Source organism: Sulfurimonas sp. (assembly GCF_018698455.1).
In the GTDB taxonomy this organism is placed as follows: Bacteria; Campylobacterota; Campylobacteria; order Campylobacterales; family Sulfurimonadaceae; genus Sulfurimonas.
This window is the reverse complement of the sequence record NZ_JABIOQ010000056.1, coordinates 12,413-33,143: the sequence shown is the minus strand read 5'-3', so window position 1 is coordinate 33,143 and position 20,731 is coordinate 12,413. Positions and strand designations below refer to the sequence as shown.

The following is a 20,731-nucleotide window of genomic DNA, read 5'->3' as shown; positions in this document are numbered from 1 at the left end:
AATTTAATACCCTCCCTTACTTCTTAGCTGTTTTACCGGCTTTACGCACGATATGCTCTTCCATGTATTTAACACCTTTACCTTTGTACGGCTCTGGTGGACGGAAACTTCTGATTTTTGCAGCTGCAGAACCTAGAAGTTGTTTGTCATGACTCTTAAGTGTAACAACGTTTTTCTCAACAGTAGCTTCTAGACCATCAACTAAAGGAAAGTCGATGTCATGTGAATGACCAAGTTGAAGATTAAGAACTCTACCTTTAACAGCAGCTCTGTAACCAACACCGTTAATCTCTAGTTGCTTAGTGTAACCAGTTGTAAGACCAGCAACAATATTAGCAGCTAAAGCTCTGTAAGTTCCCCAGAATGCTCTATGAGCTTTCTCTTCTGATTTTGCAGCAAAAGTTAAAACATTGCCATCAAGAGCGAAGTCAACATTTCCTTTTGTGTCTAAATCCATAGTTACTTTACCTTTAGTAAAAGTAATAACATTTCCATTTGTACTAACATTAATGTCAGTAGTAAATTCTACTGGTTTTTTTCCAATTCTTGACATGTTATCTCCCTACCAAACCGTACACATAACTTCGCCACCAATGCCAAGCTCATAAGCTTTGTCATTAGCAAGAACGCCATGTGATGTACTAACAATAATAGTTCCGTAACCATTTTTGAAACGCTTTATGTCTTCTTTAGCTTTATAGACACGACGTCCAGGCTTAGAAACTCTTTTCATTTCATTAATTACAGTTTTACCATCTTCATCGTACTTAAGTACAACTTTTATAGTTTTTTTAACGCCATCTTCTTGAACGTTACAAGACTCTATATAGCCTTTGTCTACTAAGATATTTGCTAATGCTTCAACACTCTTTGAGTGTACTAAAGTAGTAACTGGTAATCTTCTCATACCTGCATTACGAACACGTGTTAATGCATCTGATACTAGGTCATTAATTGCCATTATTTTTCCTTCAATGTGTAGTTCATATCTCGAAAGATCGAACTGCTAATAATTAGAAGTTTCCTCTTGGATTACCAAGAAGACTTTCTAACACCTGGGATTAATCCCTCATTTGCCATTTTTCTAAAACATACACGACAGATACCGAAGTCACGAAGTACTGAATGTGGACGACCACAGATTTGACATCTTGTGTATCCACGTACTTTGAACTTTGGTGCTCTTGCCGCTTTTGCGATCATAGACTTTTTAGCCATTAGTTACTCCCTTTTGTGAAAGGCATACCCATTTTCTCTAGAAGAGCAAATGAAGCCTTGTCTGAATCAGTAGTTGTAACCATAGTAATATTCATACCATGAATTTGTATGATTGAATCATAACCAACTTCTGGGAAAATTAGTTGCTCTTGAAGACCGAAGTTATAGTTACCACGACCATCAAAACCATTTCTTGGAACACCACGGAAATCTTTTACACGTGGAAGTGCAATAGATACGAGACGATCAAGAAAGTTGTACATGTTTTCACCACGAAGAGTAACACGGATACCAACTGGCATACCTTCACGAACTTTAAAACCTGCAACAGATTTCTTAGCGATTACAGTCGTAGCTTTTTGACCAGCTATTTTAGTAATTGTGTCTTCGATATTTTTGATAAGCTTGTTATCTTTCATTGCAAAACCAGCACCAACAGAGATAATTATCTTCTCTAGTTTTGGTGTTTGCATAGGATTCTTAATTCCTAAATCAGCTTGTAATTCAGATTTTAAACCTAAATATTTTTCTTTAAAACGAGCCATAATTATGCCTCCACTTTACGTACATTTGAAGCATCGATAGGCATTTCTTTATTGATATGACCACCTTTTGCATTTTCTTCAGTTGGCTTAATAGCTTTCTTAGCTATTTTACAACCCTCAACAATAACCTTGTTTTTCTTAGGCATAACTGCAACAACAGTAGCCTTAGTTCCACGATCATCACCAGCGATAATTTCTACAGTATCGCCTTTTTTAAAATTAAACTTTGACATTAAACAACCTCCGGCGCTAGAGAAACAATTTTCATGAATCCAGCATAACGTACTTCACGACCAACAGGGCCAAAAATACGAGTACCTATTGGTTCTCTTTTATCATCAAGGATTACAGCTGCATTATCATCAAAACGAATTAATGAACCATTTTCACGTTGAACTTCTTTATGAGTTCTAACGATAACAGCTTTAACAACCTTACCTTTTTTAACTTTAGAAGTTGGAGTCGCTTTCTTCACAGAAGCAACAATAACGTCACCTATTGAAGCATAACGACGCTTAGAACCACCAAGCACTTTAATACACATAATCTCTTTAGCACCTGTATTATCAGCTACTACTAAACGAGTAAAACCTTGGATCATTACTTAGCTCCTGATACTACTGTTTTAAGTCTAAAAGATTTAGTCTTAGAAAGTGGGCGACATTCGATTGCAACAATCTCGTCTCCAACTTTTACTTCATTACGCTCATCATGTACTAAGTACTTTTTGAAACGTTTTACAACTTTATGGTAACGAGGGTGCATTACGCGACGCTCAACCACAATAGAAACAGTTTTGTCTCCAGCGATAGTTACTACTTTACCTTGAATTTCACGTTTGTGTGTCATATCCCGGCTCCTTAGTTTGCCACTGCTGTAATAGCAGTGTTGATTTTTGCAATATCTTTCTTAGCAACACGTAGTTCGCTAGTATCTTGAAGTTGCATCATCTTTTGTTTAATTTTAAGAGTAAAAAGCTCAGTTTTTCTCTCTTTTAGCATAGCATTTAATTCTGCTACTGTTTTATCTGCTAAATCAGAATATTTCATTGTTCATCTCCGCAGTGATAATTTTACATTTAAATGGAAGCTTGTGCATAGCAAGAGTTAATGCTTCACGAGCCATCTCTTCTGGAACACCAGCCATTTCAAATATGATACGACCTGGCTTAATATTCATAACCCATTGATCAACCGCTCCCTTACCTTTACCCATACGAGTTTCAAGAGGCTTAGCAGTTAATGGCTTAGCAGGGAATACACGAATCCAAATTTTACCACTTCTTTTAATGTGACGAGTTGCAGAGATACGTGCCGACTCTATTTGACGAGAGTTGATACGACCAGCTTCAACAGCTTTAAATGCTATGTCACCAAACGCTAGCTTGTAACCTGCACGAGAGTAACCACGGTTACGTCCCTTCATTACCTTACGGTATTTAGTTCTTTTTGGCATTAACATGATTAATCAGCCTTTTCAGTAGTTTCACGAGGAGCACGTTTACGTGGACGCTCTTTTTTCTCTTCAGCAACTTCAACAGGAACGCCTTTAGTAAGAACTTCCCCTTTGAATATCCATACTTTAATACCGATAATTCCGTATGTAGTATGAGCTTCAGCAAAACCGTAATCTATCTTAGCACGAAGTGTATGAAGAGGAACACGTCCCTCTAAGTACCACTCAGTACGAGCCATTTCAGCTCCACCAAGACGACCAGCAACTGCAATTTTAATACCTTTAGCACCAGAACGTTGTGCAGCTTGCATAACTTTCTTCATAGCACGTCTAAATGCTATACGACGCTCAAGTTGAGTACCAACATTTTCAGCAACTAATTGTGCTGAAGTTTGAGGCTTTTTCTCTTCTTTGATATTTACAGAAATCTGTTTACCAATAAGCTTTTGAAGACTTGTCTTAAGCTTCTCAATATCAGCACCTTTCTTCCCGATAATAATACCAGGACGAGCAGCAACGATAGTTACACGAAGTCTTTTAACTGTTCTTTCAATGATGATGTTAGCAACACCAGCATAGTAAAGCTCTTTCTTTAAATATGTTCTTATCTTGTGATCTTCACCTAAATCAGCAGCAGCTGTTTTAAAGTTAGGGAACCAACGGCTCTCCCAGTTACGGTTGATACCAAGACGTAAACCAATAGGATTAACTTTGTGACCCATTCTATTTACCCTCCACTATTACTAAGATATGTGCTGTTGGTTTTCTAATACCTGAAGCCATACCACGAGCACGTGGACGGAAACGTTTTAGAACTGGACCATTGTCAACACGACATGATTGAACGATACAATCTTCAGCTTCCATACCACTATTTGCTACTGCAGATGCAATAACTTTAGAGATAATTTTAGCCGCTTTGTTTGGTGTAAATTCTAAAGCAGCCATAGCTTCTTCAGCGTTCATACCTTGAACTTCTCTCGCTATTAAACGAGATTTAATAGGTGATACACGGATAAATTTTAATAATGCTCTAGCCATGTTCTATCCTTTCTTCTGTACAGAGCCCTTATGGCCCTTAAATGTACGAGTTGGTGCAAATTCACCAAGCTTGTAACCGATGTGGTTCTCAGAAACATGAACAGGAACAAATTGACGTCCGTTATGAACAGTAATTGTAAATCCTACCATATCTGGAGTAACCATTGATCTTCTTGACCAAGTTTTGATAGGTTTTTTATTACCTTCAGCCTTAGCCTTTTCGATCTTCTTACTTAAATGGTCATCAACAAATGGACCTTTTTTTAATGAACGAGCCATAATTAACCTACCCTTTTAGCATTTGGTTTACGACGAGTAATAATTAACTTATCACTTGCTTTCTTACGACGAGTTTTAGCACCCTTCGTTGGTTTACCCCATGGAGTAACTGGGTGACGACCTGAGTTCGTTTTACCTTCACCACCACCGTGTGGGTGATCTATTGGATTCATTGCTGAACCACGAGTCTGAGGACGAATACCAAGGTGACGTTGACGACCAGCTTTAGCGATAACAATGTTACCAAACTCTTCGTTTCCAACACTTCCAACAGTAGCTAAACACTCACCAAGAACTAAACGCATTTCAGATGAAGGCATACGTAATGATACATATCTACCATCACGACCCATAATTTGAGCAGAAGTTCCAGCAGCACGACACATTTGTCCACCCTTACCAGTCTTAAGTTCAATATTATGAATTAGTGTACCAACTGGGATACTCTTAAGTTTCATAGTGTTACCAGGCTTAACGTCAAGACCTTCAGCAGATGAACTAATAACATCACCTACATTTAGACCTTTTGGTTGAAGGATGTAACGCTTTTCACCATCAGCATAGTTGATAAGTGCAATACGACAGTTTCTATAAGGATCGTACTCAATTGCTGCAACTGTACCAGGAATATCAAATTTATTTCTTTTGAAATCAATGATTCGGTAAAGTTTTTTAGCACCAGCTTGACGGTGACGAGAAGTGATACGACCATTGTTGTTACGACCTGAATGAGTAGGTAGTTTTACAAGTAATGAACGAACACTAGCTTTTGCCGTAATATCTGAGCTATCAACATTTGTATAAAAACGACGAGACGGAGTTATCGGTCTATAAGTTTTAATTGCCATGTTATACCGCCAAACTTTCTATTTGTGCACCTTCTGGTAAAGTAACATAAAACTTCTTGAAGTTATTTTGTTTACCTTGTACACCACGGAAACGTTTAGTTTTTCCGCTTTGATTTAAAGAGTTTATTTTATTTGGAACAATTCCGAAATATTCTCTAAAAACTTCCTTAAGACCAGTTTTAGTCATACGAGTAGATGTTTGAACAACGATCACACCATCTTCTTGCATACCAAGAGTCTTCTCTGTATATATAATAGATTTAATATCTGTAATATCAGCCATTACTTAGCCTCACTTGTTAATGCTTCAAAAACTGCTTTTTCGATCACTAATGAACGATAGTTAGCAGCTAAGTATGCGTTTAACTCATTAGATTCGATAACGTAAGTAGCTTTTAAATTTTCAAAAGCTAAAAATGTTGGCTCGTCTAATAAAGATTTTACAATTAGAACATCTCTTTGACCTAGTGCTTTAAACATTGCAGCTGCATCTTTAGTTTTACCAGATGGAATTTCAATATTATCAACAACAAAAAGAGTACCATTTTGTGCATGCTCATTTAAAGCAAAGTTTAAAGCTAATTTCTTTTGCTTTTTATTTACTTTAAGGTTGTAGTTATGATTGTTCATTGAACCGAACGCTTTACCACCACCTACGAAGATAGGAGAACGACGTGAACCAGCACGAGCGCGACCGCCACCTTTTTGAGCCCATGGCTTCTTACCACCACCACGTACTTCACTTCTACCTTTTGTAGTAGCTGTGTTAGCACGTTGTGCAGCTTGAACTGACTTAACATAAAGCCAAAGGTTATGAGGGTTAATACCTGAGAAAGACTCAGGGATTGCTAACTCAGCACCTTTTTCCATTTTTTCATTTAAGATAATTGCGCTCATTATTTAGCTACCTTTACACGACCTAGAGCACCGTTAGCACCAGATACAGAACCTAAAACCGCAATGATTTTATTTTCAGCATCGTAAGAAACGATCTCATTTTTTACACTGTTTTGACAGTTTCCGTAATGTCCTGGCATTTTCTTACCTTTCATTACACGACCTGGCCACTCAGCATTACCGATTGAACCTGTTCTACGACCAAATCTATGACCGTGTGATGCAGGACCACCAGAGAAGTTCCAACGTTTCATTGCACCAGCAAAACCACGACCTTTTGTAGTAAAAGTTGACTTAACTATTTTAGCTTCCACTAAAGGTGTTAAATCAATGTCGCCAGCTTCAGTGTTTGTTACTTCTAAAGTAACGAAACGGTTGAATTCAGCTGCTAAAGAATACTTCTTTTGCTGACCTTCAATTGCTTTGTTCATTTTTTTACCGCTGTTGTAAGATGCAATAGCAGTCCCATCGTTTACTTCACATACCTTTGTGTCAAGAACTCTTAAAAGAGTAACTGGCTTTGAAGGAACAGAAATAGTACGACTCATACCGATTTTTTCAACAATATATTCCACTACGAACTCCTTACTTATCCATAGAGCGTACTTCTACGTCTACTTCCGGTGCAAGATCAAGCTTCATTAATGAATCTACAGTTTCTGGCGTAGCAGAAACAATATCAATCATTCTAGCGTGCATACGAATCTCAAATTGCTCACGAGCTTTCTTGTTAACGTGAACTGATTTAAGTACTGTATACTTACGAATCTTTGTTGGTAAAGGGATTGGACCACGAATTGCAGCACCTGTACGCTTTACAGCCTCAACTATTGATGCTACAGATCTATCAAGTACACGATGATCATAAGCTTTCAATTTTAAACGAATTTTTTCCATAATTTTCCTTCTAAAAGAACTCGTTAGGCGTGACCTAACTATTAACCACTATTTTTTAGGGTGGCGAATTATAGCAAAACTACTCTCTATATTCAAGGATTTAGGGTACAAAAAGTGAATCTAGTAATAATTTATTTCCTTTTAATAAGGAAGCGATACAATTGTAAACATAAAAATAGTGAGAAAAAATGGAAATATTACTTGAAGAATTCTATAAAACAGATATAAATGCAGAGAAATTTCATGCTAGAAAGTTATTTATTGATGATTTATCCTATCAAATCAATGGAATAACTCAAAGCGGAAAGACTAAACTTGTTAAAAACTATCTACTTGGTTTAAAAAAAAGTACTTATCTTTATATAGATTGTAACGATATTAGAATAGATATAACTCTTTTAAACAATTCTCTAACATCTTTTTGTAATAAGAACAAGATAGATATTCTTGTTTTAGATAATTATCGTGAAGAAATAAAGTTTGCAAATGTCTCACAACTTATAATTACATCTCAAGTGCAATACAAGATAGATGTCTTGCATCAAGTTCAATTGTTTCCTTTAGACTATGAAGAATTCCTAGCTTATGAGCATAAGTATGATTCTAGTGCTTTAAATCATTTCTTTCAACTAGGAGGATTTCCATCTATGCATAAAGTAAATGCTGATGAGAGAAATCTTTACCTACAAAAATCTCTCCAATATTCATTAGGTGATATAGAGTTTGACATACTCTGTTTATGTGCAAAATTCATGTCTCAAAAACTATCTGCATTTACAATATATGAAAGGCTCAAACTTAGTCGTAAAATATCTAAGGATAAACTTTATAAATCTTTTGATAATTTGCACCTAAAAAACTATATACATCTACTTGCAAAGTTTGAACACTCACGTGCAACTAAAAAAGTATATCTCTGTGATACATCACTTAAAAGTGCTCTTACAGTTGAGAAGAACTTTGGACGCCTCTTTGAGAATATGGTCTTTCTTGAATTACTCAAATCAAATAGGGCTTGCTTTTATGAAGAAGAAATAGATTTCTACCTTCCTCGCAGTCATGAAATAATTTTATGTAAACCTTTTGTCGATGAACGAAGACTCTTTAAAAAACTAGAAAGCATTGAAGCGTTTATATTTACCCACTCTATAAAAAAAGTAACAGTTATAACTATGAATAAGGAGGGGAATATATCACATCCTCTCTCTCAGGTTGATATAATACCCTTTGATATTTGGGCACTAGGAGATTAGGCTTCTTCTTTAAAATATTTTTTCGTATAAAAAATTAGGTTACTAATCAGCCTATGAAACAAAAATAGAATTCTAATATTCACATCCAATAAACTCTATTAAAAGCCTGTAAATAGGACCAATTAGCTATAATTCACTACATAAAAAGTAGGAATAAATTTTAAAGAAAACTCTCCAACAACCTTGTCTAAGAAACACCACCAAAGAATCCAAACAACTCTAGTATTTCACCATCAAGTGAAATAGCACCTACTCAAAAAAAATAATAAAAATAAATCTCTTCGAGAGAAGAGTGGTAAAAGTGTTGGTGGTCAGTCAGAAGAGATGGGGTGCAAATATCATAAACATTCTTCCAGTTCTTTAACTTTTAGCCTTTCACAAATTTACTTCAAATTTTTGAAACCTTTGTGAAAAGATTTTGGAATTTTAAGTTGGCGAAATATTTGAGCTCCTAAACAAGCTAAACTTAACTTACGAACCTAATATTAATCAAAAAGTAGCATTAAATTCCCAAAACAACATACTATAAAGTAATTTTTTTTATTACTCTATACATGATAAGTAAACATATGAAAGTGTGAAAATATTCTGAATATTACGACTTAATGAAAGACTATAAATAGGGATTAAAAGCTATAATTATAGTAATAAATCACTTTTAAAAGGTAAGCACCAAGTAAACCCCATCTTGACAATTTAAAAACTTTTGACTTTATCGAGTTTTATTAAGCCTCCATAAGTTAGGTGTTTTACCCTATTTTTACAGCAAAAACTGCCAAGGTATCACTATGAAATAATCAGTTAGAAAAAATTGATATCCAAGATAAGAAAATTGCTGATTTGCAAGAAAAGTTAGATTACATGATTTGTCAGAAATTTGCCTCTTCATCTGAAAAATTTCCTAATAATCAACCATCCCTATTTTTTAATGTGGTAGACAATGTAAGATATGTATATGCTTGTGAAGATAAATGTGGAGAAGCTGTTAAAACATCACAATTGAGATTAGAACATCAGCCCATACACAAGAAGTTAATAGTATGAGAGATAGTAATAGTTTCATTTTTAATATTTCCTTTGTGTATAACGGTCGACTTGAAAAATAAGTTACCCTTAAATCAAGTCTTTTTGTCTTTGATGTATCTTATCTTATTTTAGTTTAAACTAAAAAAAAATGCGGCTGGCTAACTTATTTTTCTTCCAAGGTTTTGTTATCTTTTTAGACTTAATGAAAAATACGGGGGTCTAAAAAGTGCTTGAAAGTATGGTGTACTTGTAGTAAACAAAGGTTTTTTTATAAATTCCAATTGTTCTTCGTCAGCTGCTTTAATACATAAATGAAGTCAGTTTTGCTATGATTCCAAAAAGTCTTAATAATAGGACTTGTTACTTACAAAAGGAATTTTAAACATTATGGAAAATATAAGAGAACTATCACAAAGGATAATAAACAATGAAGCAATAATATTTGCTACTTTTAGTGGTATAAAAAATAAATCACTTAAAACTTTCAATAAAGTAACAATAAAAAAAGTAATGATTAAAAATGAACTAAAACAACAATTCGAATATATTTATGATAAAAATGTAGAACATAAGAACTTAAACAAGCTCGATTCAATAAATGAAATAGACAACTTACTTCAAACATATTTTAAACAAGCATTGATAAATACACTAGAATCTGATTATCATATTTTAGTTAGTAAAAGTGGTGTTGCTAAGATAAATAAAAAAGCTGCTACTAAGAAGTTTGAAGAAATCTCTCATAATAGAAAGAAAAAGTATATTTTAAATGAAGGTGAAGTAACATCGTTTTTAGTAGAACTAGGAATTATGACAGCAGATGGTAAAGTTATAAATTCAAAATATGATAAGTTTAAACAAATAAATCGTTATTTGGAGTTGGTGTCTGATTGTATTCCTTATTTAGATAAAAATAAAACTATCAGAATTATTGATTTTGGATGTGGAAAAGCATACCTTACTTTTGCGCTTTATGATTTCTTAGTATTAAAAATGGGTTACAATGTAGAAATAGTTGGCTTAGATTTAAAAGAAAATGTAATAAATTTTTGTTCAAACTTGGCAAAAAAATTAAATTTTGATGATTTAAGATTTGTACAAGGAGATATTAAAGGATTCAATGAATTTAAAAATGCAGATATGGTTATCTCTTTACATGCTTGTAATACTGCAACAGATGATGCACTAGCAACTGCTGTAAACTGGGGAGCTAAAGTTATTTTAGCAGTACCTTGCTGTCAACATGAGCTACTTAAAAAAATAAAAAATAAAAAAATGGTTCCTATGCTAAAATACGGAATTATTAAAGAAAAACTATCTTCATTGCTTACTGATAGCTTAAGAGCAAATGTATTAGAAATCATGGGTTATCGTACACAAGTATTAGAGTTTATAGATATGGAACATACGCCTAAAAATATTATGATTAGAGCTTTTTTTGAAGAGATTTCAAATGTTGATAAAGTTGTAGAAGAATACAAAGAATTTAAAAAAGAATGGCAAATTTCTCCCTATATAGAAGAAGCTTTTGGAAAAGGATTGACGAGTAAGTTAGAATAGCTGACTCCCTCAAAACTAATTTGCTATAATTAATCTATGCAAATAATCTTTGAAAATCATGATTTCGTTATATTTAACAAACCACAAAATCTCAACTTCCATAGTGAAGATGGTGAAGCTGGTTTTGTAGTTTTAGCTACAAAGCAGTTACATGTAGAGCAGTTATATAGTGTTCACAGACTAGATAAAATGACTTCTGGTTTAATTATCTTGGCAAAAACAAGTGAAGTTGCGAATAGATTTGCGAAAATGTTCCTAAACAAAGAGATACAAAAGTTTTACTTAGCTTTGAGTCTAAGAAAACCAAAGAAAAAACAAGGCTGGGTAAAAGCTGATATGGGAGCCTCTCGCCGTGGAACTTACAAGCTTCTAAAAACAAAAGAAAACTAAGCAATAACACAGTTTCATAGCTCTACATGTAGAGCGGGTGAGCGTATATTTTTAGTAAAACCACATACAGGAAAAACTCACCAAATTAGAGTAGCATTAAAGAGCATAGGATCCCCAATAGCAGGTGATGTTAGATATGCAAATGCTGATGAAGCAAAAAAAGAAGACCGCGGATACCTTCATGCTTATGCTTTAGGGTTTACACTAAATGGTGAAGAATTTTCTTTTGTTTGTCCACCTTGTGATGGGGAGAGATTTTTATCTGATGAAGCACAAAAAACTTTACTAGAATGGGCTAAACCTTGGGAGTTATTTAATTAAGTCAAAAATCATATCCTCTATTGATGATAGAGTATTATTGTTTTCTTCTATAGCCTTGTCTCTTAATAGAGAGTCAATCCATTCTAATTGTAAATCGAATTGTAGATTCAAATTTTCTAATTCAAGATGTATATTTTGTAAGTTTCCAGTTTTATTATCAATAATTTTTGCTAACTCTTCATATGTTCCTGCATCTATATTATTCATCATACTCTTTATTTTTTTGTAGTCTAACGGCTATCGTGAGCGATAATTTTCTCGCTAGGGTAAATTATTAGTCTCCTCGAACTTGTTATACTTCTTGTAGCTTTTTTCTAAGTAATGCATTAATAAGTGTCTGATAAGGTACTTTCTGTTCACTTGCTAATTTTTTAAAAAACAGAACAATGTCATTATCTAATCTTAATGATACAGGTATCTTTTTTGGTTCATAAAATCTACCACGAACACCATCACTGAAGTCATATTCATCTAGCATTTCATAGTCATCAAACTTTTCTCTTTCTTTAATGTTGCTCATAAAAAATCCTTTCTTTTTGGTTTGCTCGTCTTGCACTAATAATTCTAATTATTTCTTGGCCATCTTCATCAAAAAACATATTTGCAACAACTAATATTTTTTCTTGTGTTGTTGTACCTAATGTAATCCATCGTTCTTCAAAGTAATCAAATCGATGGTCAAGTTTTGAAATTTGCATTGGATCCAAAAAAATTTCTTTGGCTTCTTCAAAACTAACTTGATGTTTTTTGATATTTAATTCATTCTTTTCATCGCTCCACTCAAATTTCATAAAGCAAACCTTTTCTTTGTATTTTAAATTATAGCATTTTGTATTTACGGTGTCAATATTTTTTGTGAGAGTATAACGATTGTCTTGATAAATAAATCGCCTTTAGGCTACTTATTTATCTCCTAGTTCTTGCTATATGTTTTAAAGTACTCGTCAAATTTAATAAACTTATCATCTATTACTTTGTCTGTGTTCATTCGTATTAAATTCAAGATGCGGTATACCTTTTGTTATAGTAGTGATGATATTTTAAATTTACTGATTATTAATTGTTTTTTCGAGTGTATTCTCTTTGTCAAAATCAAGCTTACCTTCTATAAAGTTTATTATAATAAAAATGACAAGAGCATACAAATGTGCAACCAAGCCAAATAATGCCCAAAGTTTATACTTTTGATTACTTTGTTTAGATATATTGTAAAGCCATATTGCTATTACAATATTATGTAAATAACTTATAAAAAAACCAAGAGGAAAAATAACATAGGCAATTATCCGTGCAGATTCTTCTGTAGCTTTCATATATTCTACAAGAAACCAACCAAGGGTTATTGATATGATGTATGCTGGGACATACCAATAGATTAACTTTTCTATTTCTTTTCTTAAGTGCATATATTTACTTAATATTTTAAATTTAAAATATTATAGCAAAAAAAAGAAGTTAATATTGTTATTCTTGGTATGAGTGTATTGTAAAGTTATACAAACTAAGGTTAGAAAAATAAATCTGAAGTTTTCTTAAAGTCTCTAAAAGTTCGTTGTAGTAGTTGTTTTGATAGATTAAAGAAGTTGATGGTGCGGATGAGAGGACTTGAACCTCCACGCCTTGCGGCACCAGATCCTAAGTCTGGCGTGTATACCAATTTCACCACATCCGCATGTGATTGTAATAAGAGTAGAATTATAGTTTAAAATTCTTTATCTTAGTTTAAACGATGGTACCCCCTACACGATTCGAACGTGTGGCCTACGCCTTAGAAGGGCGTTGCTCTATCCAGCTGAGCTAAGGAGGCATATATTATATAAAAGGTGGTACGCCCGATAGGATTCGAACCTATAACCCTCGGAGCCGAAATCCGAAACTCTATCCAGTTGAGCCACGAACGCTACTATTATTTTATATTTTTTTGATTTAAGTTTTATATTTTATTATTATGGGGTAGGATACGGGATTCGAACCCGCGACCCCCGGTACCACAAACCAGTGCTCTAACCAACTGAGCTAATCCCACCATATATTAAGTATAAAATGTAAAACTTGTATTTTTTAAAAAGGTGGTCGGGGTGAAAGGACTCGAACCTTCGGCCCCCTGGTCCCAAACCAGGTACTCTAACCATACTGAGCTACACCCCGACCTATATTCAAAAACCAAGCTAGCGCTGATTAATGAGCCGGAATTATAGTTAATATAACAAAAAAAGTCAATAGTATTTCATCAATTCTTTTATTTACTTCGATTTTTAAGTATAATCATATTAATAAATATAGGGATTCATACATGAAAATAGAAAGATTTACGAAACTAGGCTTTATCTTAGCTGCAGCAGGAAGTGCTGTTGGCCTCGGTAATATATGGAAGTTTCCATACATTACTGGTGAAAATGGTGGTGGAGCATTTGTCATAATCTATTTACTAACAGTCTTGCTAATTGGTTTTTCAATTATGATAGCAGAGATACTTATAGGTTATATGGGTAGACTTGATACTGTATCTTCATTTGAAGTTCTTGCACCAAAAAACAAAAATATTTGGAAATTTGGTGGTTTTCAAGGACTTGCTGGTCTGTTTATCATGATATTTTATTCTGTTGTTATTGGATGGATATTTAATTATATAGTTACTTCTATAACATCTCTTCCTTCTACAGTTGAAGAAGCTGAAAGTATTTTCTCAAATATGCTTCATACAGAATTTTTAACACAACTTCTCTATCATACTCTCGCATTTTTTTGGATAACTTATGTTCTTAACAAGGGACTAAAGGGTGGTATAGAGAAAATGAATATGTTCCTTATGCCTGCTCTGATGATAATACTCTTAGGTATGTTCTCTTATGCAACTACACTTGGTGCATTTTCACAAGCCTTTGAGTTTATGTTTTATCCTGATTGGTCAAAAATAGATTCTGGTGCTTTTGTGGTAGCAGTCGGACATGCTTTTTTCACACTGAGTCTTGGAATGGGTGCTATTATGACCTACTCTGCTTCTTTGGAAAAAAACTCAAACATTCTTAAAAATGCTTTTTGGGTTGTACTATTAGATACAAGTATCGCTATTATTGCAGGTTTAATGCTTTTTACTTTTCTTTATGAGTATGGTTCAATCCCTTCAAAAGGTCCTGGTTTAGTTTTCATCTCATTGCCTGCCGTTTTTTATGAAATGGGTGTTCTCGGTAACTTCTTTTCCATCATCTTCTTTATAGCCCTCGCATTTGCGGGACTCACTTCTTCTGTTTCCCTTGTTGAACCAATGGTTCAGTACTTTATAGATAGATTTAGATGGAGTAGACTAAAAGCTTCTATCTCTATGGGAATGTTCTTCTGGCTATTTGGTATAGTTGCTATACTCTCTAATATCGACGGATTTAAAGAATCTCTTGCATGGGGAGGTAAAAACTTCTTTGATTGGGTAGATTATGTGACTGCTGCTATTATGCTTCCTTTAGGTGGCCTTGTAATGGCTATTTTTGTTGGTTTTATCATTCCAAAGTCTCAAGTAGAGTCGATTCTCAAACCTCAACTCAAGTGGGCTTTTGCTCCTTGGTATTTTTCACTGCGTTACCTCACACCAATAGCAATGTTTATCGTCATGCTATCTTTAGTAGGTATTATATAATGAACAAGATATCTGATGAATGTAAAAAACTACTTCTAGAAGAAAGTATTGATACTGCTTCACAGATAGAGTATGATGTAAATGGGAAAGTCCATACCTTCACATTTGAGCATATTATAGATACATATATGCAAGCCTCAGATGAGTCTCAACTAGTCTTTTTATCGGCTCTTAAAAAAGCTCTTACTGTCGAAGATATAGGTGTAAATAAGTTCTTTGAAGGAATGGGTCAATTACTATTAATGTCTCATTTATCTGATAAATTCGAATAACATAACAAGTAAAGGTCTTATTTGACAAGAAATATATACATTAAGAATCTTAGAGTAGTGTAAATCAAAGACGATGCAGAGCTAAACTTATGTCCTGAGTGTGAAGAACTTTTTAACTATGTACACCATAAACTAAGTAACTGTAAGCTTGATCCAAAACCAAAATGTCGAGAGTGTAAAGATAAATGCTACTCAAATATTGAGTGGAAAAAAATGGCAGCAGTTATGAAGTACTCAGGAATGAGACTCGGACTGATTCAACTCAAAAAGAAAATCTTTTTTCAGTAAGTCCAAAAGAAGAGTAAATAAGTCTACTTCTTAGTCTCAACTCGAGGAACAAACTCTAGAACTATCGCATTTATGCAAAACCTTCTTCTTCCATCTGGACGAGGAAAAACATGCCCTAAATGAATACCACTCTTTTTGGCTATAAGTTCTACTCTCTTCATTCCATACCTATTGTCTTCTTTTTCTATGACAGAATTATCTGCTGCCTTATAAAAGCTCAACCAACCTGTTCCGGAGTTAAAACGTTCTCTTGTATCAAAGAGTACCTCTCCACTTAGTTTATCGATAAATACACCATCTGGAGTGTCTTTAAAGATGTCATACTGCTTACAGTACTTTTTATCTGTTCCCTCATTAAATGCCACAGCATAACTCTCAGACTTACGTCCAAGTTTAAAATCACCCAAAGCCTTGTAAAATTCAGCTGAATTCATAAGTCCAACATGTGATGAGACCTCTTTGCCATCTACTATAAAAAGTATTGTAGGTGTCGCAAAGATTTTAGTTTTAATAGTAAAACCCTTTAAAGAACTCTCATAGACTACTCTTAAAGGTACACTACCTTTATAAAGTGAGCTGACATCCATCTCAAACTTTTTACAGTAAGGACAGTATGTCTCTGAGTCTATGACAATTATCTCTTTACCACCTAAAGGAAGTGTTTTATCATCTTTTATACTTGCCTCTGTAAACTTTACTCCCGTACTATGATTTGGACAGTATCCATGAGGGTTTTTTGCTAAATAATCCTGGTGATAGGTCTCTGCATTATAAAATACACTCAGTGGTTTTAACTCAGTGACTATCTTTGCATAGTTATTTAATGAAAGAAGTTTTTGATATTCATTTTTTGTACTTTTAGCCACCCGTTCTTGTTTCTCATTAGTATAGTAAATCGCACTTCTATAGTTATTGCCAACATCATTACCTTGTTGGTTCAACTGTGTTGGATCATGCAGTTCCCAGAAAGATTTTATAAGTACTTCGGCGTCTACTTTAGTATTGTCAAAAGTAACTCGTACACCTTCTGTATAGTTAATAATTTTTGAGTCATGCTTAAGTCTTCTATACTTTAAAACATCATCATAAGTAGGATTAGAATAGTTTCCGCCTACATATCCTGACTCAGCTTCTATAACACCCTCGAAATTATCGAAGTGTTTCTCTACACCCCAAAAACATCCAGCGGCAAATACAATCTCTACTATCATTTCTTACTCCTTAATTTTACAGTTATGATTATTGACATTACAAAAAAGTGATACTCACGAGTTAAACACTAAATATATAAGAGGTGCATAGACCAAAAGTCCAACATAAGGCATAAACTTATTTAAAGGTGAAAGTAGTGCTAGAGTCATCTCAGCAGAGAGATTCTTTTCTATAAAAACTTTTCTAATGAGAGTCATCTTGGTTACGATATCAATGGTTTTTATGCCTACAAGCACAAGAGCATATTCATTGTAGTTACTAATAATTGCGAACATAATACTAAAATAAAAGGTAGGCTGCATGAGTAAAAAAACAAAAATATTTTTACGATACTGCTCATACATACGGGCAAGCATCCCGATCATAGTATTAGCTTTTTGCCATTGCACCTCATATATTTCAAGTACGATATAGAGGAGTAAATAGTTTAAGAGTGCATCTTCAATCATTTCGACAATCTGCCCTTGATAATATCCGCCACTCGAAATGAGTTAGCATAAATAGTCCATGTATATGGAACACTCCCGCCTGTTGGCATAAAAGAAGCGTCACTTACATAGAGGTTATCTAAGTCATGTGCTTTACAATTTTTGTCTAAGACAGAATTTGTTGCATCATTTCCAAAACGACATCCTCCTGCAACTAGGTTTGGCGGAGGTGAGGCTGAAATAGAGTAGTCTATTTCTACTGCTCCCATCTCTTCTAAAACTTCTACTGCCTTTTTCGCTAAGTATTCACCAACTTCTAGGTCATGAGGATGAGAAGATAAATTTATCACACCAACGGGAACTCCATATTTATCTGTTTGCTTGTCATCAACACTAACATTACAGTTATCAGTTGGCAACCAGTCATTAAAAACTTCAAAGGTCAAAACGCGAGAAGTTTTTAAACTCTTTTCTATCTTTTTTGCGAGTTTATCTCCCCACATGATGTTGCCATCTTCATCATAGAGTTCTTTATTTACACGGCTAATGATGTTTTGATGTTCAAAAAGAAAGTCAATTGTTCCACCTTTGTACTTACGACAGCCATCATCATAATCATACCAATCTTGTAAACTTCTGTTAAAAAATAGTCCTGTTTGCATAAGCTCTGTTTGCTGCGTTTGCGTTAGTTTGTCAAACACAAAACGACCACTTCCACTTCCACCTGCTGAGAAGATAAGGTTCTTGCCAACTTCACCACTCGAGTTAGCCAAGCCATTTGGAAACTCTTTGTTTTTAGAGTTTAGAAGTAAACGCGAAGACTCTATAGCTTGGGCACTTAAAACAAAGATACTCGCGCTTATAGTATGCGAACGAAGGTTTTCATCATAATAATGAGCACCGGTAACTTTGCTATCCTTACTATCAAGTTTATACACAAAAGCATCAGTTATGACTTCTGCACTGCATTGTTGCAAGAGTGCAGCTCTTGCACTTCCCTTAGCTCCACTTGCACATCCATAACTTCCACAGAAGTTAGAGTAGTAACAGGCATCGCGTTTGTTAGCACTTTGAGAGAGAACAGCACGAGGTGTTGGTATACTTACAAATCCTAACTCCAGACAAGCTTTATCGAACCATTTTGTCACACCGTTTGTTTGGAGTGCTGGATAAGGAAAGCTCTTAGTTGAACGCGGCTCTTCGAACTTATGTTTCACTGCACTTCCACTCACTCCAACTACTCTCTCTACCTTTTCATAGTAAGGTTCTAATTCTTCATAATTAATAGCCCAGTCCACAACATTTGCCCCTCGAATCTTTCCATAAGAAGAACGAAGTTTAAAGTCTCGTGGTTTCATTCTATGAAAATAACCACTCATCAAGTTTGATGAACCGCCAACCATAGAGCCATTCCAAAAGTTCCAACCAGACTCGGCCCCATCATAACGAGTAAACTCTCCACTTTGAGAGTACTCATTTATAATATGCTTTTGTTCTTTAAGCGGAGGAGTGAACATATCTCGACGAGAAACACCTAACTCATCTTTAGAAAATTCTTTCTCTGTATAGTTTTTACCTTTTTCTAAAACAACCACACTATATCCTGCATTTGAAAGCTCATAAGCTATGGGAGAGCCACCTGCTCCACTTCCTACTATACAAATATCATACTTCATAGGTATAACTCTTTTGGACGAGGATTTCCGCCTTTAAAGCCAAGCCACTTCCATCCTGCTTCTTCATTGTTTCCACTGTAAAGAGGATCTCCTAGCATTGCTTCAAAAATATATCTCATCATATTATCTATCCAATTCTCGCCCCATCTATACTTAGCAATGCCTTCTAAAACTTCTTGGCGTTTACTCTTTGATAATTTTGTATAAGGAACTTCGAACATCTTTACTGCTTCTTCATTGAGCCATTTAATTCCATTTTTTATAAATTCTTTATCAGTTTCGTCTACTCTGCTATGTTGGAAAATTATATTCATGTATTTTGAGATGTTTATGTGAAGTTCTTTTGCTTTAGGGAATAGGTCATTTTGGACTACTTTTATTGTGTCACTCAATTTTTCTACACCAAGAATATCGCAGCCATTTGTAAAGACAATAGCCGATGAAAAGAATCCGACTTTTAAAAAAGTCCTGCGTTTATTCAAAGATATCAAAGAATTTCCATTTTTTCTCTTTATTTACTACTATTATACTCCGATTTTGTTGAGACATCTTAATTTTTATCGCCAAAAATCAATCTATCAAGCGAGAACTTTCCAGCACCCTGAGATAAAAAAACCAGTAAAAATAGCATGTAGTAAAATGGAATCTCAAAACCATTATCGCCAGCTGAAAAACCATTTGGTATGTGAACAGTTGTTATAGCAACAATCATAACAATTATAAGTGGTATAGAAATAGCACGAGTAAAAAGTCCTAGTGTAACTAAAAGTACACCAAGGGCTTCTGTGCTAGCAGCCATATATGCATTAATTGTTGGGAACGGTATCCCCATAGAACTAAACCATCCTATTATACTATCCATATCTGCCCACTTGTTTTTAGCAGGTTCGTAAAATCCGTATGCTATAGTTAATCTAGCCACTAAAAGACTAAATGGTTTTAAATAGGTACTCAGTTTTGTAAACTCAGAATATAGGTCATTGCATTTCATACTAGACTCCTTTTTATCCTAGAAGTTTATCGCTTATCTGTGTAGTTTTTGTGTAGTAAGATTAATGGGAACTCGTTTGAAGAAGACACTTCTGTATAGAAGGGGTTTATAACAGAGATTATCTCTGTTATAAAAGATATAAATTCACTCTACTTTGCATCACCACATTTACCAGAACCACACTTCATAGATTTAGCATCATGTGAACAACCCTTAGTTGTACACTTTTTACCCTTGTCACACTTGTCTGCATTTTTACATTTTTCATCACAGTTACAAGCAGGCTTGACTTTTGCATCACCACACTTACCAGCACCACATTTTGAAGCTGCACTTAGTGAAGTAGCACCAAACCCTATAAATAACGCTGCTCCAAGTAATAATGCCCATAGATTTAACTTTTTCATTTTCTTCCTTTTAGTTTTAATTTCAAGCATTATACATTATTTGTGTGTAGCCTTTGTGTAGTAATTAATGTATACTTACATATACTATTAACAAAG

The 20,731-nt window shown here is 34.3% G+C and carries 33 protein-coding genes and 5 tRNA genes; 6 read left to right on the top strand and 32 right to left on the bottom strand.

Features of this window, described 5'->3' with window-relative positions:
- Positions 1 to 16: 16 nt before the first annotated feature.
- From rplF to rpsJ, 17 genes are all read right to left on the bottom strand, one after another.
- Positions 17 to 553, bottom strand: coding sequence for a 50S ribosomal protein L6 (gene rplF / locus HOG88_RS07800; RefSeq protein WP_295004899.1), 537 nt, complete (start codon positions 551 to 553; stop codon positions 17 to 19).
- A gap of 9 nt (positions 554 to 562) precedes the next feature.
- Positions 563 to 961 carry a 30S ribosomal protein S8 gene (gene rpsH, locus HOG88_RS07795; RefSeq protein ID WP_295004897.1) on the bottom strand — a complete coding sequence of 133 codons (399 nt, stop codon included), beginning with the start codon at positions 959 to 961 and terminating at the stop codon, positions 563 to 565.
- 71 nt (positions 962 to 1,032) lie between these two features.
- Positions 1,033 to 1,218: a type Z 30S ribosomal protein S14 gene (locus tag HOG88_RS07790; RefSeq protein ID WP_295004895.1), complete on the bottom strand. Its 186-nt coding sequence runs from the start codon at positions 1,216 to 1,218 to the stop codon at positions 1,033 to 1,035.
- A complete protein-coding gene (rplE, locus tag HOG88_RS07785) occupies positions 1,218 to 1,763 on the bottom strand; it encodes a 50S ribosomal protein L5 (protein ID WP_295004893.1) in 546 nt (181 codons plus the stop codon). The genes HOG88_RS07790 and rplE overlap by 1 nt, the downstream gene beginning before the upstream one ends.
- A 2-nt stretch (positions 1,764 to 1,765) precedes the next feature.
- The gene (gene rplX, locus HOG88_RS07780) at positions 1,766 to 1,996 is read right to left on the bottom strand and encodes a 50S ribosomal protein L24 (protein WP_295004891.1); all 231 of its coding nucleotides are present in this window, start codon (positions 1,994 to 1,996) and stop codon (positions 1,766 to 1,768) included.
- Positions 1,996 to 2,364, bottom strand: a complete 369-nt coding sequence (rplN, locus tag HOG88_RS07775; protein ID WP_295004889.1) for a 50S ribosomal protein L14 — start codon at positions 2,362 to 2,364, stop codon at positions 1,996 to 1,998. The genes rplX and rplN overlap by 1 nt, the downstream gene beginning before the upstream one ends.
- Positions 2,364 to 2,612, bottom strand: coding sequence for a 30S ribosomal protein S17 (rpsQ, locus tag HOG88_RS07770; protein WP_295004887.1), 249 nt, complete (start codon positions 2,610 to 2,612; stop codon positions 2,364 to 2,366). Before rpsQ ends, rplN begins: the two co-directional genes overlap by 1 nt.
- An 11-nt stretch (positions 2,613 to 2,623) precedes the next feature.
- Positions 2,624 to 2,812 carry a 50S ribosomal protein L29 gene (rpmC, locus tag HOG88_RS07765; protein ID WP_295004885.1) on the bottom strand — a complete coding sequence of 63 codons (189 nt, stop codon included), beginning with the start codon at positions 2,810 to 2,812 and terminating at the stop codon, positions 2,624 to 2,626.
- Positions 2,799 to 3,224, bottom strand: coding sequence for a 50S ribosomal protein L16 (gene rplP, locus HOG88_RS07760; RefSeq protein WP_295004883.1), 426 nt, complete (start codon positions 3,222 to 3,224; stop codon positions 2,799 to 2,801). The genes rpmC and rplP overlap by 14 nt, the downstream gene beginning before the upstream one ends.
- 2 nt (positions 3,225 to 3,226) lie before the next feature.
- Positions 3,227 to 3,940, bottom strand: coding sequence for a 30S ribosomal protein S3 (gene rpsC / locus HOG88_RS07755; protein ID WP_295004881.1), 714 nt, complete (start codon positions 3,938 to 3,940; stop codon positions 3,227 to 3,229).
- Between the two features lies 1 nt (position 3,941).
- On the bottom strand, positions 3,942 to 4,259 hold the full coding sequence (gene rplV, locus HOG88_RS07750) for a 50S ribosomal protein L22 (protein WP_295004878.1): 318 nt from the start codon (positions 4,257 to 4,259) through the stop codon (positions 3,942 to 3,944).
- Positions 4,260 to 4,262: 3 nt separating this feature from the next.
- Positions 4,263 to 4,538, bottom strand: a complete 276-nt coding sequence (gene rpsS / locus HOG88_RS07745; RefSeq protein WP_295004876.1) for a 30S ribosomal protein S19 — start codon at positions 4,536 to 4,538, stop codon at positions 4,263 to 4,265.
- A gap of 2 nt (positions 4,539 to 4,540) precedes the next feature.
- Entirely contained in the window at positions 4,541 to 5,386 is an 846-nt protein-coding gene (rplB, locus tag HOG88_RS07740; protein WP_295004874.1) for a 50S ribosomal protein L2, read from the bottom strand.
- Position 5,387: 1 nt separating this feature from the next.
- Positions 5,388 to 5,669 (bottom strand): 50S ribosomal protein L23, encoded by a 282-nt coding sequence (locus HOG88_RS07735; RefSeq protein WP_295004872.1) that lies wholly within the window; start codon positions 5,667 to 5,669, stop codon positions 5,388 to 5,390.
- Positions 5,669 to 6,283, bottom strand: coding sequence for a 50S ribosomal protein L4 (rplD, locus tag HOG88_RS07730; RefSeq protein ID WP_295004870.1), 615 nt, complete (start codon positions 6,281 to 6,283; stop codon positions 5,669 to 5,671). The genes HOG88_RS07735 and rplD overlap by 1 nt, the downstream gene beginning before the upstream one ends.
- Complete coding sequence (gene rplC / locus HOG88_RS07725) at positions 6,283 to 6,858, bottom strand: 50S ribosomal protein L3 (RefSeq protein ID WP_295004867.1); 576 nt, start codon at positions 6,856 to 6,858, stop codon at positions 6,283 to 6,285. Before rplC ends, rplD begins: the two co-directional genes overlap by 1 nt.
- Before the next feature lie 10 nt (positions 6,859 to 6,868).
- On the bottom strand, positions 6,869 to 7,180 hold the full coding sequence (rpsJ, locus tag HOG88_RS07720; protein ID WP_207562077.1) for a 30S ribosomal protein S10: 312 nt from the start codon (positions 7,178 to 7,180) through the stop codon (positions 6,869 to 6,871).
- Positions 7,181 to 7,368: 188 nt separating this feature from the next.
- Here rpsJ and HOG88_RS07715 point away from each other — a divergent pair, with 188 nt between their 5' ends.
- The 3 genes from HOG88_RS07715 (at position 7,369) to HOG88_RS07705 (ending at position 11,409) form a co-directional block, all read left to right on the top strand.
- Entirely contained in the window at positions 7,369 to 8,433 is a 1,065-nt protein-coding gene (locus tag HOG88_RS07715; RefSeq protein WP_295004865.1) for an ATP-binding protein, read from the top strand.
- 1,536 nt (positions 8,434 to 9,969) lie between these two features.
- Positions 9,970 to 11,019, top strand: coding sequence for an SAM-dependent methyltransferase (locus HOG88_RS07710; RefSeq protein ID WP_295004863.1), 1,050 nt, complete (start codon positions 9,970 to 9,972; stop codon positions 11,017 to 11,019).
- Positions 11,020 to 11,055: 36 nt separating this feature from the next.
- Positions 11,056 to 11,409: a pseudouridine synthase gene (locus HOG88_RS07705; protein WP_295004861.1), complete on the top strand. Its 354-nt coding sequence runs from the start codon at positions 11,056 to 11,058 to the stop codon at positions 11,407 to 11,409.
- A gap of 309 nt (positions 11,410 to 11,718) precedes the next feature.
- Here the strand turns inward: HOG88_RS07705 and HOG88_RS07700 are convergent, their stop codons facing one another.
- From HOG88_RS07700 to HOG88_RS07660, 9 genes are all read right to left on the bottom strand, one after another.
- Positions 11,719 to 11,937 carry a hypothetical protein gene (locus tag HOG88_RS07700; protein ID WP_295004859.1) on the bottom strand — a complete coding sequence of 73 codons (219 nt, stop codon included), beginning with the start codon at positions 11,935 to 11,937 and terminating at the stop codon, positions 11,719 to 11,721.
- Positions 11,938 to 12,022: 85 nt separating this feature from the next.
- Positions 12,023 to 12,250 (bottom strand): BrnA antitoxin family protein, encoded by a 228-nt coding sequence (locus HOG88_RS07695; protein ID WP_275847839.1) that lies wholly within the window; start codon positions 12,248 to 12,250, stop codon positions 12,023 to 12,025.
- Positions 12,237 to 12,521, bottom strand: a complete 285-nt coding sequence (locus HOG88_RS07690; protein ID WP_295004856.1) for a BrnT family toxin — start codon at positions 12,519 to 12,521, stop codon at positions 12,237 to 12,239. Before HOG88_RS07690 ends, HOG88_RS07695 begins: the two co-directional genes overlap by 14 nt.
- A 255-nt stretch (positions 12,522 to 12,776) precedes the next feature.
- Entirely contained in the window at positions 12,777 to 13,043 is a 267-nt protein-coding gene (locus HOG88_RS07685) for a hypothetical protein (protein ID WP_295004854.1), read from the bottom strand.
- 274 nt (positions 13,044 to 13,317) lie between these two features.
- Positions 13,318 to 13,402 (bottom strand) — tRNA-Leu (locus tag HOG88_RS07680).
- A 58-nt stretch (positions 13,403 to 13,460) separates the two neighbouring features.
- Positions 13,461 to 13,537: transfer RNA gene (locus HOG88_RS07675), tRNA-Arg, on the bottom strand.
- Positions 13,538 to 13,554: 17 nt separating this feature from the next.
- A tRNA-Arg gene (locus tag HOG88_RS07670) sits at positions 13,555 to 13,631 on the bottom strand.
- Positions 13,632 to 13,679: 48 nt separating this feature from the next.
- A tRNA-His gene (locus HOG88_RS07665) sits at positions 13,680 to 13,756 on the bottom strand.
- A 44-nt stretch (positions 13,757 to 13,800) separates the two neighbouring features.
- Positions 13,801 to 13,878 (bottom strand) — tRNA-Pro (locus tag HOG88_RS07660).
- Between the two features lie 145 nt (positions 13,879 to 14,023).
- Between HOG88_RS07660 and HOG88_RS07655 the strand changes: the two genes are divergently transcribed.
- From HOG88_RS07655 to HOG88_RS11925, 3 genes are all read left to right on the top strand, one after another.
- Entirely contained in the window at positions 14,024 to 15,361 is a 1,338-nt protein-coding gene (locus tag HOG88_RS07655; RefSeq protein WP_295004852.1) for a sodium-dependent transporter, read from the top strand.
- A complete protein-coding gene (locus HOG88_RS07650) occupies positions 15,361 to 15,633 on the top strand; it encodes a hypothetical protein (RefSeq protein WP_295004850.1) in 273 nt (90 codons plus the stop codon). The genes HOG88_RS07655 and HOG88_RS07650 overlap by 1 nt, the downstream gene beginning before the upstream one ends.
- 63 nt (positions 15,634 to 15,696) lie before the next feature.
- Entirely contained in the window at positions 15,697 to 15,921 is a 225-nt protein-coding gene (locus tag HOG88_RS11925) for a nitrous oxide-stimulated promoter family protein (protein ID WP_367234880.1), read from the top strand.
- A gap of 23 nt (positions 15,922 to 15,944) precedes the next feature.
- On the opposite strand, the gene msrA is transcribed toward HOG88_RS11925, so the two are convergent.
- The 6 genes from msrA to HOG88_RS07620 form a co-directional block, all read right to left on the bottom strand.
- Positions 15,945 to 17,132 carry a peptide-methionine (S)-S-oxide reductase MsrA gene (msrA, locus tag HOG88_RS07645; protein ID WP_295004848.1) on the bottom strand — a complete coding sequence of 396 codons (1,188 nt, stop codon included), beginning with the start codon at positions 17,130 to 17,132 and terminating at the stop codon, positions 15,945 to 15,947.
- Positions 17,133 to 17,186: 54 nt separating this feature from the next.
- Positions 17,187 to 17,582: a hypothetical protein gene (locus tag HOG88_RS07640; RefSeq protein WP_295004847.1), complete on the bottom strand. Its 396-nt coding sequence runs from the start codon at positions 17,580 to 17,582 to the stop codon at positions 17,187 to 17,189.
- Positions 17,579 to 19,237, bottom strand: a complete 1,659-nt coding sequence (locus HOG88_RS07635; protein WP_295004846.1) for a GMC family oxidoreductase — start codon at positions 19,235 to 19,237, stop codon at positions 17,579 to 17,581. The genes HOG88_RS07640 and HOG88_RS07635 overlap by 4 nt, the downstream gene beginning before the upstream one ends.
- Positions 19,234 to 19,728: a gluconate 2-dehydrogenase subunit 3 family protein gene (locus tag HOG88_RS07630; RefSeq protein WP_295004844.1), complete on the bottom strand. Its 495-nt coding sequence runs from the start codon at positions 19,726 to 19,728 to the stop codon at positions 19,234 to 19,236. The genes HOG88_RS07635 and HOG88_RS07630 overlap by 4 nt, the downstream gene beginning before the upstream one ends.
- 59 nt (positions 19,729 to 19,787) lie before the next feature.
- Entirely contained in the window at positions 19,788 to 20,228 is a 441-nt protein-coding gene (locus tag HOG88_RS07625; protein ID WP_295004842.1) for a DoxX family protein, read from the bottom strand.
- A gap of 149 nt (positions 20,229 to 20,377) precedes the next feature.
- Complete coding sequence (locus tag HOG88_RS07620) at positions 20,378 to 20,635, bottom strand: hypothetical protein (protein ID WP_295004840.1); 258 nt, start codon at positions 20,633 to 20,635, stop codon at positions 20,378 to 20,380.
- Positions 20,636 to 20,731 lie beyond the last annotated feature (96 nt).

What these genes read in the sequence shown, in the direction of transcription:
- rplF (WP_295004899.1), bottom strand. Translation starts at nt 553, where the DNA reads ATGTCAAGAATTGGAAAAAAACCAGTAGAATTTACTACTGACATTAAT.
- rpsH (WP_295004897.1), bottom strand. Translation starts at nt 961, where the DNA reads ATGGCAATTAATGACCTAGTATCAGATGCATTAACACGTGTTCGTAAT.
- HOG88_RS07790 (WP_295004895.1), bottom strand. Translation starts at nt 1,218, where the DNA reads ATGGCTAAAAAGTCTATGATCGCAAAAGCGGCAAGAGCACCAAAGTTC.
- rplE (WP_295004893.1), bottom strand. Translation starts at nt 1,763, where the DNA reads ATGGCTCGTTTTAAAGAAAAATATTTAGGTTTAAAATCTGAATTACAA.
- rplX (WP_295004891.1), bottom strand. Translation starts at nt 1,996, where the DNA reads ATGTCAAAGTTTAATTTTAAAAAAGGCGATACTGTAGAAATTATCGCT.
- rplN (WP_295004889.1), bottom strand. Translation starts at nt 2,364, where the DNA reads ATGATCCAAGGTTTTACTCGTTTAGTAGTAGCTGATAATACAGGTGCT.
- rpsQ (WP_295004887.1), bottom strand. Translation starts at nt 2,612, where the DNA reads ATGACACACAAACGTGAAATTCAAGGTAAAGTAGTAACTATCGCTGGA.
- rpmC (WP_295004885.1), bottom strand. Translation starts at nt 2,812, where the DNA reads ATGAAATATTCTGATTTAGCAGATAAAACAGTAGCAGAATTAAATGCT.
- rplP (WP_295004883.1), bottom strand. Translation starts at nt 3,224, where the DNA reads ATGTTAATGCCAAAAAGAACTAAATACCGTAAGGTAATGAAGGGACGT.
- rpsC (WP_295004881.1), bottom strand. Translation starts at nt 3,940, where the DNA reads ATGGGTCACAAAGTTAATCCTATTGGTTTACGTCTTGGTATCAACCGT.
- rplV (WP_295004878.1), bottom strand. Translation starts at nt 4,259, where the DNA reads ATGGCTAGAGCATTATTAAAATTTATCCGTGTATCACCTATTAAATCT.
- rpsS (WP_295004876.1), bottom strand. Translation starts at nt 4,538, where the DNA reads ATGGCTCGTTCATTAAAAAAAGGTCCATTTGTTGATGACCATTTAAGT.
- rplB (WP_295004874.1), bottom strand. Translation starts at nt 5,386, where the DNA reads ATGGCAATTAAAACTTATAGACCGATAACTCCGTCTCGTCGTTTTTAT.
- HOG88_RS07735 (WP_295004872.1), bottom strand. Translation starts at nt 5,669, where the DNA reads ATGGCTGATATTACAGATATTAAATCTATTATATATACAGAGAAGACT.
- rplD (WP_295004870.1), bottom strand. Translation starts at nt 6,283, where the DNA reads ATGAGCGCAATTATCTTAAATGAAAAAATGGAAAAAGGTGCTGAGTTA.
- rpsJ (WP_207562077.1), bottom strand. Translation starts at nt 7,180, where the DNA reads ATGGAAAAAATTCGTTTAAAATTGAAAGCTTATGATCATCGTGTACTT.
- HOG88_RS07715 (WP_295004865.1), top strand. Translation starts at nt 7,369, where the DNA reads ATGGAAATATTACTTGAAGAATTCTATAAAACAGATATAAATGCAGAG.
- HOG88_RS07710 (WP_295004863.1), top strand. Translation starts at nt 9,970, where the DNA reads ATGATTAAAAATGAACTAAAACAACAATTCGAATATATTTATGATAAA.
- HOG88_RS07705 (WP_295004861.1), top strand. Translation starts at nt 11,056, where the DNA reads ATGCAAATAATCTTTGAAAATCATGATTTCGTTATATTTAACAAACCA.
- HOG88_RS07700 (WP_295004859.1), bottom strand. Translation starts at nt 11,937, where the DNA reads ATGAATAATATAGATGCAGGAACATATGAAGAGTTAGCAAAAATTATT.
- HOG88_RS07695 (WP_275847839.1), bottom strand. Translation starts at nt 12,250, where the DNA reads ATGAGCAACATTAAAGAAAGAGAAAAGTTTGATGACTATGAAATGCTA.
- HOG88_RS07690 (WP_295004856.1), bottom strand. Translation starts at nt 12,521, where the DNA reads ATGAAATTTGAGTGGAGCGATGAAAAGAATGAATTAAATATCAAAAAA.
- HOG88_RS07685 (WP_295004854.1), bottom strand. Translation starts at nt 13,043, where the DNA reads ATGAAAGCTACAGAAGAATCTGCACGGATAATTGCCTATGTTATTTTT.
- HOG88_RS07655 (WP_295004852.1), top strand. Translation starts at nt 14,024, where the DNA reads ATGAAAATAGAAAGATTTACGAAACTAGGCTTTATCTTAGCTGCAGCA.
- HOG88_RS07650 (WP_295004850.1), top strand. Translation starts at nt 15,361, where the DNA reads ATGAACAAGATATCTGATGAATGTAAAAAACTACTTCTAGAAGAAAGT.
- msrA (WP_295004848.1), bottom strand. Translation starts at nt 17,132, where the DNA reads ATGATAGTAGAGATTGTATTTGCCGCTGGATGTTTTTGGGGTGTAGAG.
- HOG88_RS07640 (WP_295004847.1), bottom strand. Translation starts at nt 17,582, where the DNA reads ATGATTGAAGATGCACTCTTAAACTATTTACTCCTCTATATCGTACTT.
- HOG88_RS07635 (WP_295004846.1), bottom strand. Translation starts at nt 19,237, where the DNA reads ATGAAGTATGATATTTGTATAGTAGGAAGTGGAGCAGGTGGCTCTCCC.
- HOG88_RS07625 (WP_295004842.1), bottom strand. Translation starts at nt 20,228, where the DNA reads ATGAAATGCAATGACCTATATTCTGAGTTTACAAAACTGAGTACCTAT.
- HOG88_RS07620 (WP_295004840.1), bottom strand. Translation starts at nt 20,635, where the DNA reads ATGAAAAAGTTAAATCTATGGGCATTATTACTTGGAGCAGCGTTATTT.